This window comes from Anaerolineales bacterium, assembly GCA_015075625.1.
GTDB lineage: Bacteria > Chloroflexota > Anaerolineae > Aggregatilineales > UBA2796 > UBA2796.
The window spans coordinates 563,442-576,254 of the sequence record JABTTZ010000001.1 but is presented as its reverse complement, the minus strand read 5'-3'; the positions used below and the strand labels follow the sequence as shown (position 1 = coordinate 576,254).

Annotated in this window: 13 protein-coding genes; 6 read left to right on the top strand and 7 right to left on the bottom strand. The window is 56.3% G+C overall.

From position 1 onward, the window contains the following. Position 1: 1 nt before the first annotated feature. The 4 genes from HS103_02465 to HS103_02450 form a co-directional block, all read right to left on the bottom strand. Complete coding sequence (locus tag HS103_02465; GenBank protein MBE7511666.1) at positions 2-790, bottom strand: class I SAM-dependent methyltransferase; 789 nt, start codon at positions 788-790, stop codon at positions 2-4. After that, positions 787-1,554, bottom strand: coding sequence for a DUF2085 domain-containing protein (locus tag HS103_02460; GenBank protein MBE7511665.1), 768 nt, complete (start codon positions 1,552-1,554; stop codon positions 787-789). The genes HS103_02465 and HS103_02460 overlap by 4 nt, the downstream gene beginning before the upstream one ends. Before the next feature lies 1 nt (position 1,555). Then, on the bottom strand, positions 1,556-1,909 hold the full coding sequence (locus HS103_02455) for a hypothetical protein (GenBank protein MBE7511664.1): 354 nt from the start codon (positions 1,907-1,909) through the stop codon (positions 1,556-1,558). A gap of 113 nt (positions 1,910-2,022) precedes the next feature. Then, positions 2,023-2,493 (bottom strand): hypothetical protein, encoded by a 471-nt coding sequence (locus tag HS103_02450; protein MBE7511663.1) that lies wholly within the window; start codon positions 2,491-2,493, stop codon positions 2,023-2,025. A gap of 225 nt (positions 2,494-2,718) precedes the next feature. On the opposite strand from HS103_02450, the gene HS103_02445 reads away from it, so the two are divergent. The 4 genes from HS103_02445 (at position 2,719) to mltG (ending at position 7,620) form a co-directional block, all read left to right on the top strand. Beyond that, a complete protein-coding gene (locus tag HS103_02445) occupies positions 2,719-2,859 on the top strand; it encodes a hypothetical protein (protein ID MBE7511662.1) in 141 nt (46 codons plus the stop codon). 394 nt (positions 2,860-3,253) lie between these two features. After that, positions 3,254-4,636, top strand: a complete 1,383-nt coding sequence (locus HS103_02440; protein ID MBE7511661.1) for a tryptophanase — start codon at positions 3,254-3,256, stop codon at positions 4,634-4,636. A 366-nt stretch (positions 4,637-5,002) separates the two neighbouring features. Then, entirely contained in the window at positions 5,003-6,283 is a 1,281-nt protein-coding gene (locus HS103_02435; GenBank protein ID MBE7511660.1) for a glycosyltransferase family 39 protein, read from the top strand. 167 nt (positions 6,284-6,450) lie between these two features. Beyond that, positions 6,451-7,620: an endolytic transglycosylase MltG gene (gene mltG / locus HS103_02430; GenBank protein MBE7511659.1), complete on the top strand. Its 1,170-nt coding sequence runs from the start codon at positions 6,451-6,453 to the stop codon at positions 7,618-7,620. An 86-nt stretch (positions 7,621-7,706) separates the two neighbouring features. Here the strand turns inward: mltG and mvk are convergent, their stop codons facing one another. Further along, positions 7,707-8,663 (bottom strand): mevalonate kinase, encoded by a 957-nt coding sequence (gene mvk, locus HS103_02425; GenBank protein ID MBE7511658.1) that lies wholly within the window; start codon positions 8,661-8,663, stop codon positions 7,707-7,709. Continuing rightward, a complete protein-coding gene (locus HS103_02420) occupies positions 8,660-9,604 on the bottom strand; it encodes a decaprenyl-phosphate phosphoribosyltransferase (GenBank protein MBE7511657.1) in 945 nt (314 codons plus the stop codon). The genes mvk and HS103_02420 overlap by 4 nt, the downstream gene beginning before the upstream one ends. 109 nt (positions 9,605-9,713) lie before the next feature. Here HS103_02420 and HS103_02415 point away from each other — a divergent pair, with 109 nt between their 5' ends. Together HS103_02415 and HS103_02410 are read left to right on the top strand one after the other, a co-directional pair. Next, the gene (locus HS103_02415; GenBank protein MBE7511656.1) at positions 9,714-10,352 is read left to right on the top strand and encodes an MBL fold metallo-hydrolase; all 639 of its coding nucleotides are present in this window, start codon (positions 9,714-9,716) and stop codon (positions 10,350-10,352) included. Positions 10,353-10,363: 11 nt separating this feature from the next. After that, complete coding sequence (locus tag HS103_02410) at positions 10,364-10,672, top strand: hypothetical protein (protein MBE7511655.1); 309 nt, start codon at positions 10,364-10,366, stop codon at positions 10,670-10,672. A 128-nt stretch (positions 10,673-10,800) separates the two neighbouring features. On the opposite strand, the gene HS103_02405 is transcribed toward HS103_02410, so the two are convergent. Then, a complete protein-coding gene (locus HS103_02405) occupies positions 10,801-12,537 on the bottom strand; it encodes a M3 family oligoendopeptidase (GenBank protein MBE7511654.1) in 1,737 nt (578 codons plus the stop codon). Positions 12,538-12,813: the final 276 nt, after the last annotated feature.

Sequence of the window (12,813 nt, the reverse complement as noted above, 5' to 3'; positions counted from 1 at the left end):
CTCAGCGCCGTCCGGCGAGGACGATCATCCGTTGGCTGCCATCCTCAAACGCGCCGCCCTCGTAATCGCCATAGCGTGCCTGAATTGCCAACCCAGAGGCGTTCAGCAGCAGATCGAACTCAGCAGGGAACACATAGCGCAACGTGAGCGGGGCAACCGTCCGCCGCAAAACGCCATCCGCCGCCGTCTCATCATAGACCCACGAAATATGCTGAATTTGCGCTGTGCGGTCTATGCGGCTGAGCGAAAACTGCATCACCATGCCGCCCGACTCCGGCTCGGTAAAAGAGCGCTCAAAGGTGAGCGTATCATCATCGCCGCCGGCAAAAACCTCTCCCGCGTTGGGCAGATCGAAGGCGATTACGCCGTCCTCAGTGAGGTGATCGCGCCAGTGTTTCAACGCCTGAATCTGCCCATCAAGCGTGCGAAAATGCATGAACCCGTTGTAGGGGACAAGGATCAGCGGGTAGCGCGTTGGGTAGGGATGGGCGGCGGCGTCACCCGTAAAAAAACGACACTTGTCACGGAGATCGGCGCGGGCGATGGCGCGGCGTTCCCCCCGCCGGAGCATCTCCACCGAGACATCGACGCCGTGTGCGGTGTAGCCCAACCCCGCCAGATGAAGCATGACGCGCCCCGTGCCGCAGCCAACATCAAGGATCGGATCGCCGTTTTCCTCGGCAAGCGCGGCATAGAAGGGCAGATCGTCCGTCATGAATTCGTTTTCGGCGTCGTAGTAACGGGCGATCCGATCATAAAAGGCGGCGGAGATAGTGTCTGTGCCTGTCATTGGGCAGCCTTTCGCAGGCTTCGGCGGGCAAACTTCACGGCAATTTCCTGATAGGTTTCCCGTGCCGCTGCCTCTAGATAGGGGAACGCCAGCCACCCCGTCATGACGCCTAACAGGACTCCGGTGATAAAGCGGAAGGCGGGCGTTGTCTCACGGACGACCCAAAAGCCCGGCAGATAGCTGAACAACTGGCTAAAGCCATCCATCCCAATGGGGGCTAAGCCAAGCAAAAGGTAAAGCCAAATGGGACAGGGGCGCACGACGCGCCGGATGCGGGGAATACTGTAAACCAGACCGGTGAAAAAGAGCGCCCAATAAATGCCTATATCGCGCTGGCAGACGGCAACCTTATAGCCCATCGTCTCCGTCCCTCGAAAGTTGCGGGCGTTCGTCTCCATCGCCAAATTGGACTGATCAAGACGATCTCCGAGAGATTGCATCACCGTCGGCAGGTATGCCTCCCACGAGAGAATCCCCGGCAAGCTCACCGTAGCGCGTGGGTAGACGGGCTGTTCGCCAAAGAGGAACAGCGAGCGGTAGGCGAATTGGTGGCACATTGGGCTGTAGGCGCTGTAGATCAGCGAGGCGGGGGCGGTCAACCCGACGCGCATCAGGATCGGCGCGGCAACGGGCAGCGCGGCGAAAATGAAGATCACCGTCAAAAGGAAGGTGAGATAGCGCCGTGAAAGCACCATCATCCAGCGGTTAAGCCGCACGGCAAGCGATCTATCAGCAGGGGGTGGTTTCGTTATTTGGTGTGTCATCTTAGAGCAGAATGAGGATTGCCGCAAAGAGGTATTCGGAAACGACGCTGATCACGTTCGAGGGGGATTTATCTTTCTCGAACTGGGCAATGGAGAGCGTCCGCGTGAGGGCGATAGCAAGGTACGAAATGCCCAACACACGGTAACCTTGAAGGGGAAAAAGAATCGCCGCCACACCCACGCCAATAAATGCCCCGCCGAGGATCGAGCGCACTTCGGCAACACCACGCATGTTGTCGTTCGAGGCGCTCAACCCGACGAATTTTGCCGCCATTTTTGGAAACACCGCTGCGTATGCGCCAAAGCCAATGGTAATAAGCGCCACAATGAGTTTCAGAACGTCTGCCACACCCATAAAATGCCCACCTTTCCCGTAGTCATGAGGATTGTAGCACAACAGGGGGTGGATCGTCGCTTGGAATTTTGAGGGGGGAGTTTTGAACGGTGACTCCCCTTAGCAAAACATGCTTAGGTGCGTTTCATCACCACAACCGTTTCCTGCGTCATGGTCACCTCGGTGCTGCCCGCTACGTTGGAGGGGCTGTTTTTAGCGGGCATTCGTTTATTGGGAATGTGCCGATAGTGGGTGGCGATGTGGGTGAAGCCCTGCGCCTCAAAGAAATGACGAATGGCGAGATCGGTGGGCAGCAGGACGCCCTTCACCTTCCGATTGCCAACCACATAGCGGCGAATGGCGGTTAGGGGATGCATTTTCCAGACGGCTCGATTGAAAGTGAAAAGAGTGATCAAAGATTGTGTCCCCACCCGATGGGCTTTTAGTTCAATCGCTCCCAAATCGGGGATAGCAACATTCGTCTCCGTTAAACCAAGCGCGGTTTCGAGTGTAAAACCGATTCCGGTGGGTCCTTGACGCCGTGAAGGAATCCACCCTTGTTTTTTTATTGCATTAAAGCGTTGAACAAACGTTTGCTCATCCATTCTCTTATTATAGAACACATTTATAGATGTTACGTCCTCACCCCCGCAAGGGGAGAGAGGGCAGCGAGTTTTTGAGGGGGAAGCCCCCTCAAACTACCCCTTTGCCACCCACTATAGGGGAAACAACCCGACCCGCATGGGTAATTCATCCTCACAAGAAATGCTGCCTCAATAGCCAGAAAAGCCACGCTACAATTCTGCCCTATGTCTACAATGTTGTTTCGGATGCGATCCCGATACGGACTTCCCGTGATCCTTGCGGCGCTGCTTGCCTACACGCTGGTGGGGGTGTTTGCCGTCCCCTTTCATGGCGATGAGGCAACGATCATCACCTTAGGTGGGGATTACTCTCGCTTGTCTTTCTGACCCTTGCAGCGTCTGGCAGACTATCTGGCAGAAGAGACCGGGATCCAGGTGGATGTTGAGACAGTGGTGCAAGCGGCAGCCAGGCGATTGGTCGTATTGTATCTACCCACGTATAGCCCCTGACTCAATCCGATTGAGCATCTGTGGCGGCAGTTCCGTCGGGAAGTGACCCATCGTGAATTGTTTGAAACCGTCAAAGCCTTACTGTCAGCAGCACAGGATTTCTTTGCCGGATGCAATGCTCAATATTGGGTCGCATCCGTAAGTTTCATTTTGGATGTATTTAGGGTGAAAAATCGACCCGATCAAATCTGCTGTGAGTTTGTCAGCAAACAAGCAGACGCGGTAAAGTCACCTCGAATATGCTTTTCCAAGGAATCTACCCATGCCCAAAATGAACTACCCCAACCCAAAGACCATCATCGAACCATTTCGTACCCGTTCGGTCGAGCCAATCGCCATGATCAGCCCAGACGAACGTGAAGCCGCGCTGCAGAAGGCTTTTTACAACCCGTTCTTGCTGCGGGGTGATCAGGTGCTGATCGACCTGCTGACCGACAGCGGAACTGGCGCACTATCTGCACAGCAGTGGGCCGCAATGATCGCCAGCGATGAATCGTATGCAGGGGCGCGTTCGTTCTTCAAATTACAAAGTGCCGTACAAGATATTTTCGGTTTCAAGCACTTTATCCCGACACACCAAGGTCGTGCCGCTGAACGTCTGCTATGTCAGGTGGCGGTGAAACCGGGTGACGTAATTCCGAATAATTCGCACTTCGATACAACCCGTGCCAATATCGAATACGTTGGTGCGAATGCACGCGATTTGGTCATCGCTGAAGGCCGCCAACCGGCGCTTGTCCATCCCTTTAAGGGCAATATGGATATCCATGCCCTGCGCGACACAATCCGCGAAGTGGGTCGTGAGCGCATCCCCTTCATCATGATCACTATCACCAACAATTCCGGCGGCGGTCAGCCAGTCAGCCTAGAAAATGTGCGGGCGGTGAGCGACGTGGCGCGCGAACACAGCATCCCCTTTCTTATTGATGCCTGTCGTTTTGCTGAAAACAGCTACTTTATTCACGAACGTGAGACCGGCTACCACGATAAGACGCCCATCGATATCGCACGGGAAATGTTCGCCCTAGCCGATGGCTGTACCATGAGCGCAAAAAAAGATGGTATGGCCAATATCGGGGGCTTCCTCGCCCTAAATGATAGTGTCTGGGCTGAGAAAGCACGCAACTTGCTGATCTTGACCGAAGGCTTCCCGACTTACGGCGGCATGGCGGGCTATGATATGGAGGCTGTCGCGGTCGGTCTGTACGAGGCGTTGGACTTGAACTACCTGCGCTACCGAATTCGCTCCATCGAATACCTAGCGGAAAAACTGAGTGCGGGCGGGGTACCAACCGTACAGCCGCCCGGCGGTCATGCCGTGTTCATCGATGCACGCGCCACATTGAGCCATCTTTCGGATGCGCAATATCCGGGTTGGGCACTTAGCAATGCGCTGTATCTGGCCGGTGGCATTCGCAGCGTAGAAATAGGATCGGTCATGTTTGGACGTAAACCGGATGGCTCTGAGCAGCCTGCTGCGATGGATTTGGTGCGGCTTGCTTTCCCGCGCCGAGTGTACATGCAGAGTCATGTGGACTATCTGGCCGAGGTAATATTAAGCGTCGGCGCAGCGCGGGAGAATGTGCCCGGCTATCGGATTGTCTGGCAGCCGTCCTTCCTACGGCACTTCACGGCCCGTTTCGAGCCGATCTGAGTTTGGGGGCATGCTGGAACTGTGCAGCTACACCGGCGGCTAACGGTTGATCGCTGCCTCAAGGTTAACCCGGCTCTGCGTCAGCATGATAATAGATCGATTTGTTGGATGCCGGCTAGCTATCGGCAAGCTGAAGGGCTAGAACATTATCTGAACATTGAGCTGGGCAACCCCTCAACTTGTGGGGCGTCGGATAAAAATTGCCACACCGAAGATGGACATGAATCTGGAACACGTACTGTGGAGATGCCGTCTACTGTGTTAAACACTTAAACACTAGGGCGGTTGAAGATGGAGATGTCTTTAAAGTAGCACACTCATGATCCCAAGAGTCAACTCCTACCTGTTACGCTACAATTCTGCCCTATGTCTATGATCCTGCGGAGACTTCGCTTTCGAGATAGCATCCCCTTGATCCTCACCGCACTGCTCACCTATGCGTTAATGGGGGTTTTTACCGCTCCCTTTCATGGCGATGAGGCAACGATCATCAGCATGGGCGGGGATTACTACCGTTTCCGCGACGACCCTGACTCGCTGCGCCTGCGTCTCCCCCCGCCGGATGCCGAGTATGCCGCCGCACAAGATTTGCGACTGCTGAATGGGGTCATTGCCAAATACCTGATCGGCGGGGCATGGTCGTTCGTCGGCGTGCCGGCTGACCTGAACAAACAATGGTTGTGGGGGGCGGATTGGGACTTCAACCGTGCGAACGGGCATATCCCCTCCGAACGGTTGTTGATTCTCGCCCGCCTGACCTCGGCGCTGTGCCTTGCCCTGAGTATCCTGATTGTTTATGCCTGTGGGCAGCGGTGTGGTGGGGAATGGGCAGGTGTGGGCGCCGCACTCGTCTATACGCTGATGCCCGCCGTGCTGCTCAACGGGCGGCGTGCCATGCACGAAGGGTCATTCCTATTGGGGATCAGCCTTGTGATCCTCGCCACATTGATCGTCCTTGCCCGTCAGGGGGAGGGTCGCCGCCTGTGGCGGGCATGGCTTTACCTCGGTATGGCGGGGGGATTCGCCCTAGCCACGAAACACACAGCAGCCTTGCTTCTGATGACCGTGTACCCACTCCTCGTCTGGGGCGGACGACGCACGATCTGGCGCACACTCGTTCAGGTGGGCGCGGCGGCGGGAATCACGGTGGTGATCTTTTTTGCCCTCAACCCCACATGGTGGGATGATCCGATCCGCGCCGCGCAAACCGTCCTCACCCGCCGCGATGAGTTGATGCGCGGGCAAGTGGCGGCGTTCGGGGGTTTTCAGGATGGACTTGAGCGCCTCACGGCGTTGGTCGGTCAGCCCTTTGGGGGGGCGCAGTATTTTGAGATCGCAGAAGGGTGGCGGGATTGGCTGGCAGAGCCTATTCAGCGCTACGAGGGAGTCCTTCTCGGTGGGCTAGGGATGGGGCTAGGGGGTGGGATGATCTTGCTTGGGGTGGGCGTCTTCGGCGTAATCCGGGTGCGCTTTGCGGGGGCATTGGCGCTGCTGTGGATAGCAGCGGGGACAGCCATCCTCTTGTTAGCGACAAACCCACTGGCATGGCAGCGCTATTACCTTCCCCTAAGCGTCCCCTACGCGCTGCTGATCGGGGTGGGCTGGCGTGGGGAGATCGTCAGGCTGGCGCGGCGAAAAGGCGGTTAAGATTAAGAGTGCGTGGGGCTAAAGCCCTTGCGCTAGGAATGATCACCCCGTTGGGGTAGTCAACTACATCTACGGCTTTAGCGGCGGGCAAGGGCGCGGAGATAACGGACAGTTACGAAAAAATCGCCTTAGACGGGATTGGCAAAAGAAAGAGACGAACCATCACGATGCGAACGACTTTGATCGTGTTCCGAAACCTTCTGATTCCGCTCATCTTGGCGGGGCTGCTGATGCTTGGCTTACTGGTTGGCTTGGTTTTTCTGATCGGGCGATCTGCGCCGCACCTGAATCCCCTCGATGCTTTTGCCTTGCGGCTCTCGCTGGCGCTGCGCAGCGCTGATCTGGACACCCCCGCTGGCATTGATGGGACAGTCGCCTGTTTCACCGTCATAGAGGGCGACACGGCGGCGACAATCGCCAACCGTTTGGTAGCCCAGGGGTTTGAGATCAACCCCGAAGTGTTTCGTGCCTATGTGCGCTTTTTTGCCATTGATTCAAAATTGCAAGCGGGATCGTTTGTCCTCAAAAAGACGATGACGATCCCGCAGATTGCCACGAAATTGACGAATGCTGGCGCAGATTCAGTCACCTTTCGGGTGATTGAGGGCTGGCGTCTGGAAGAAATTGCGGCGACGATTGACCAAACGCCCGATCTCACCTTTCGGGGGGCAGAATTTCTGACGCTTGTGGGGGCGGGCTTTGGCGGGGTGGGCGGCTACCTTCCCGAATTCGCAGCGCGGGCGGGCATTCCACCTGGGCACTCGTTAGAAGGGTTTCTGTTTCCCGATACCTATCAACTTCCGGCGTGCGGGACGGCAGCCGATCTGGTGGTGCGGATGCTGCAAAACTTTGATGTGCGTATCCCGCAGCAGCTGCGCGATGATTCGGTCAAGGGGGGCTTGACACTCTATGAGGCAGTGACCCTCGCCTCGATCATCCAGCGCGAGGCAGTTTTGGATGAAGAACGGGCGGTCATTGCTGGCGTCTATTTAAACCGCCTGAAGAACTCGCGGGCGGGGACGCCCGATGCCGCCACCCCGCGCACGCTGGACGCCGATCCGACGATCCAGTATGCATTGGGAAACACGCGAGACCCCAACACATGGTGGGCGGCACTGACTCTCGCTGACTATCGGGGGGTGAATTCGCCGTTCAACACGTATTTGAATCCAGGACTTCCGCCAACGCCGATTGCCAATCCCGGGCTGGCGTCCATCCGCGCCGCGATCTACCCACAGACGACGGATTACATCTACTTTCGGGCGTGCGGTGGCGAAGGGGGGCGGCATCGCTTTAGCCGGACATTTGCCGAACACAACGCGGCGTGCAGCAATTGACATGATATGCTCACCCCTTGATCTCGGTCTGGCAAGGGTTAGGGGATGCAGGCGACTTTCTTCGATACCTTTGTGTTCCCCCTCGGTTATGGCGCTGGCGGCAGCACGGGCATGATCCATGTGCGGGCAGCCCCCGCCCCCCGCAGGGCGGCGACGATGCCCACTGCCGCACCCTCGTCGGGGGCAAGGGCGATGATGTTTCCGCCGCGCCCCCCACCAGAAAGTTTCGCCCCTAGCGCCCCGCTTTCACGTGCCGCCTCGCAAAGCCGATCCAGCAGCGGTGAGGACACTGTAAGGCGCTGCAAGGTGCTGTGATTCTCATTTAAGAGTGTCCCAATGGTGGGGGCATCCCCTGCCTCTAGGCTTATCCGCGCCGCCCTGACCAACGTCCCAATGTTCTCAAGGAGAGGTTGGTAGGTTGCTGGCTCTGATTCAACGAGGGTGCGCACCGCGCTGACCGTCTCCCGCGTGGAGGCAGCCACCCCCGAATAGGCGACGACGAAAGTCAGTGGTAGCCCAACACTGAAGGGTTCTAACGCCGCGCCGCGCACAAAATAAACGGGGCGCTCATAGACAATGACCGTGTTGTCGATGCCGCTTGGCGTGCCGTGATGATGTTTTTCCACCTCGTAGACAAGGCTGTTCAACGTCTCGTTATCTAGCGTTCGGCGGAACGCCTTCAACAGCACCCGCATGATCGCCGTGCTGACCGCCGCCCCGCTGCCAAAGCCCCCCCCAATTGGGATGGTGGAGGTCACTTCAAGGGTCAAATCGGGTTTCGGCAGTTTCAGATGCCGCAGCAGGAGTTGGGCGGCAAGGGTCAGGGCGTTATCCGGCGATTCATCGTCAAGGTGGACGGGTAACACGCGCCGAACATCACGGGCAAGGATGGTAAAGCCCGTTCCCACCGGGGCAAACGCCGCCCGTGCCGTCGCCCGTACTGCCGGAAAAGGGAGAGCGACAGCAGGCTGCCCATAAACAACGGCGTGTTCGCCAAAAAGGATCACTTTTCCCATTGCGGCAGCCGCGATCATCGCTGTCATACTGCCCCCGCTATGGGAAATAGGCGCGGAAAAACATAAATCACCAGCCCCACCATGAGGACAAACACCATCACGGCAATCAGCAGGGGGCGATCTTTGAAAAGCAGTTCATCGGGGGCGCCACCCTCGCCCCTGACGTGGATCAAGTAGAGGTAGCGGAAAATGCCGTAAATGGCAATCGGGATGGTGAGCATCATCCACCGCCCGCCGAGGTTGGTGGGCGCTTCAATGGTGTAGAGTGTGTATGCCATGATGCTGCCAGTAGTCACCATCCGCAGCATGTCATCCAAAAGGGGGAGGGTGTATTCTTTATAGGTAGTGCGCACCTCTTTTGCTCCCTCTGCTAAAAGGATCAATTCTTGGCGGCGTTTGCCCACTGCTAGAAAGAGCGCCAACATGCCCGCTACAAGATAGAGCCAGGGCGAAAACGAGGTGATCGTGATGACCACCGTCCCCCCAATGACGCGCAGAATGAACCCCGCCGCCACAACCAATACATCGATGAGGACGATGTTTTTCAGGGCGAACGAGTAGGCGATGTTTTTCAGGTAATAGATACCGATTACAAGGGCAAGCGCCGGGCTAAAAAGAACTGCCCCGCCAAGCGCCACCAGCGGCAAAAGTGCGGCGGCTGCTTGTGCCAGCCGGATGGGAAGCTGCCCAGAGGGAATGGCACGCAGTTTCTTCTTGGGGTGAAGGCGATCTTTTTCCACGTCCACAAGGTCGTTCAGAACATACACCGCGCTGGAGATCAGGCAAAACAGGAAAAACGCCAGAAGCACCCGAACGAACGATTCGGGGCGGGTGATCTGTCGATCAAATAAAATGGGGATGAATACAAAGCCATTTTTCGTCCATTGGGTCAGGCGCATCGTTCGGATCAAGCCGCGCCACGAGGGAGGTATAACCCGCCAGAGGGCGAATAAGGAGGATAGCTTCAAAACAAAACCTCGGCATTCGTTTGAGACACTCGGTGGGGATTGTACCCAACAGTGGACACAGAAGGGAGAAACGGCTACAATTCAAATGTTCTAACGATAGGAATTTCACATGGAAATTGCGTGGTACGGGCATAGCTGTTTCAAGCTTTCTGAGCGCGGGAAGGCGACCATTGTCACTGACCCCTTTAATGACGCCATTGGGTATGCACTCCCTAAACTGAAGGCGGATGTCGTCACGGCGAGTCATGACGCGCCGGGGCATAGCAGTTACGAAACGGTGAAAGGCACACGCCGCATCGTGGATCGCCCCGGTGAATATGAGATCGGTGGGGTGTTCATCGCTGGTGTTGCCCTTCATAATCTAGAGGTGGATCCGCCCAAACGCAACATTGCCTACATCTTCGATTTTGACGGGCTAAGCGTCGCCCATCTTGGCGATCTCGATCATATCCCTCCCCAATCCCTTATGGAGATGCTTGGGACGGTACATGTTGCCCTTGTTCCGGTGGGCGGTGGGCGCGGCTTGAACGCCACCCAAGCCGTCGAATTGATCAATCTGATTGAGCCGAATATCGTGATTCCGATGCACTTCAAGGCAACGGAACACGGTTTGGCGCACCTTGACCCACTGGAACGCTTTTTGAAAGAGATGGGAATGAGCCGCATTCATCAAGAGCAGACCTTCAAGATTACGGCATCAGGGCTGCCCGAACAGACTCAGATCGTCGTCTTGGAGATTGCTAGTTAAGGAACGCTGCTATGCAAATTCGCTTACTCCTGCTCTATGACATTCTTCCCGGACGGGATCAGGACTACTTTGAATTCCTTGTGCGGGAATTAGCGCCCGGCTTGGCGCGGTTGGGGATTCAACCAAACGAGAATTGGTACACCCAATTTGGTAGCGATCCTCAAATCTTATTAGGGGGGATTGCCGAAGATGCGGCGACCTTGCAAAAAGCGCTGACCAGCAAAGATTGGGACGCCCTGAAAGGACGGCTCAGCGACTATGTGACGAACATCCAAGAGCGGATCGTGCGCATGTCGCCCTATTTTCCGCTGGTGAAGTAGGGTGCATGATGTGTGCCCGCCGCGAAAGCAGCGGGCTAAAGCTGACCACCCCTGCGGGGCTTGAAATACGCCCGTCGTTTGCCTTTAAGCCTCAACGGGGTGGTTACTCCTAGCGTTTTGCTGAATGCCTAATTCACCGCGCTCAGTTCGGTGATTGTCTTTTCGATCAAGCTCACCAACTCCCCAATCATCCCCGCGTCAAAGGCAAAGGTTGCCCCCGCCGCCTGAAAGAGTGCCGGAAGGGAGGCTGCCCCGCCAAGCGCCAAGCCCTTTCGATAGCTGGCAACCGCACCCGCCTGATCGCGCAGCGAATTCCGCCAGACTTGCGCCGCCCCAAGCTGCGCCAACCCATACTCTACATAGTAAAAGGGAATCTGGTGAATGTGCAGTTTGCGATGCCAGCCCGTCTTCATTTCCTCGTCCAGCCCGCTCCAATCAATACCCTTGATGTAACGCCCCCACAGTTCCGCCCACTTTGCGTCACACTTCGCCGGGTCTTTGGCGTCGGCAATATTGCTGTAGACCCACAGTTGGAAGGCATCCACCGTCGCCATGTAGGGCCAGAAGGTCAGCATCCCCTCAAAGTGGCTGATGCGGGCGCGGGCAGCGTCGGCATCGCTATAGAAGCCGCCATAGGCTTGGCTCAGGTATGGCGCGGCGAGCAGTTCCATGCTCATCGAGGCAACTTCGGCAAACTCAATGGGGTACTCACGCATTTGGGTGTAGGGCAGGTTAGCACACTCAAAGGCGTGGAAGGCGTGACCTGCCTCATGAAGCATCGTCTGCACATCATCGTGAATCCCGACGGCGTTCATGAAGATGAAAGGGCGCTTGATCACCGGATAGGTGGTACAATAGCCGGTCATTGCCTTGTTCATCCGCGAACCGAGATCAAGCAGACTCTCTTTGCGCATCGTTCCCCAGTAAGCCCCTAGTGCGGGATCAACATGGCTGAAGATCGACTCTGCTTTGGATTCCATCTCCTCCACATTTTTGTAGGGGTGGAGGGCGGGCTTGCCTGTGCTGTCAAAAACAATCGCCTGATTGTGGGTGGGGTCAACATTCAAATCCCAGGGGCGAAGCGCCGCCAAGCCCATCTCTTTACGCTTGCGCTCAAACATGCGCTGTGTAGCAGGGACGACCACTTGTTCAATGGCGGCGTGGAATTTGGCGTTATCAGCGGGCGTGTAATCAAAGCGCCCCATCTGCTTCCAACGAAAATCGATGTAGTTATCGAAACCAACGTTTTTCGCCTGCTGAACACGCAGATCAAGGAATTTTCCCCACAGGTCGTTGATCCGTTCGCGGCTGTTGAGGAAGACCTGATGCGCAGCCCGCCAGGCTTTTTCCCGCACGGCGCGGTTGGGGTTTTGCCCCTCTGGTTGGAGTTCCGTCAGCGGTATCTCCTTGCCTTCCCATGTCACCTTCATCCCGCCGAGGATTTCATCAAAGGCGACGCCTAGTTTGCGCTCCTCAATAAAAAGCGGCACATTCGCTTCGCGGAAGATTTCCGCCTCCACGCGCATATTCCGTAGGGGAATCTCAAACCCTTTCGGCTCTAAGCCGCTTTTCAGCAGTTTCTTTTTCAGTTCGTTTTCAATCGGTTGGAAGTACGGCGCCATGACTTCAAGGAAGGTAATAAAACGTTTCTTGGCGTCCTCATCGGCGGTGTTTTGGGTGGTCGCTACATTCAGGCGGCTAAATGCCTCGCCCAAGAGGTCATTCACTTTTGTCCAATCGGCAAGGAACTGCTCCACCGTCGCTGCGCTTAGGTCGCGCCCTAACAGATCGTCCATAAACGGTTTTAAATGCTCTGGCGTCCAAGTCATAATCGCTTGGGCATTGGTGGGGAGGGAATCAAACAGCATCGAAGTTTCTCCTAAGATCGTTTATCAAACTTATGCGATTTTACGCATAAACTCCCCGTTTGTCGAATCATGAATCATCCCAATCCCCCGTATGTATCCGAACCTATAGCGGGCTTGATCTGGCTCAGGGCGGGTTGCCTTCAACACGGGGTTGGACGTTGGTGCGGGCGGTTTTACCAGCCAACTTCGGCTGACAAGTGATCCCACCGCGAAAGCAGCGGGCTGAAAGTAGCCACCTCTTCGGGGCTTGGAAACCCTAACCCCCACCCCTTA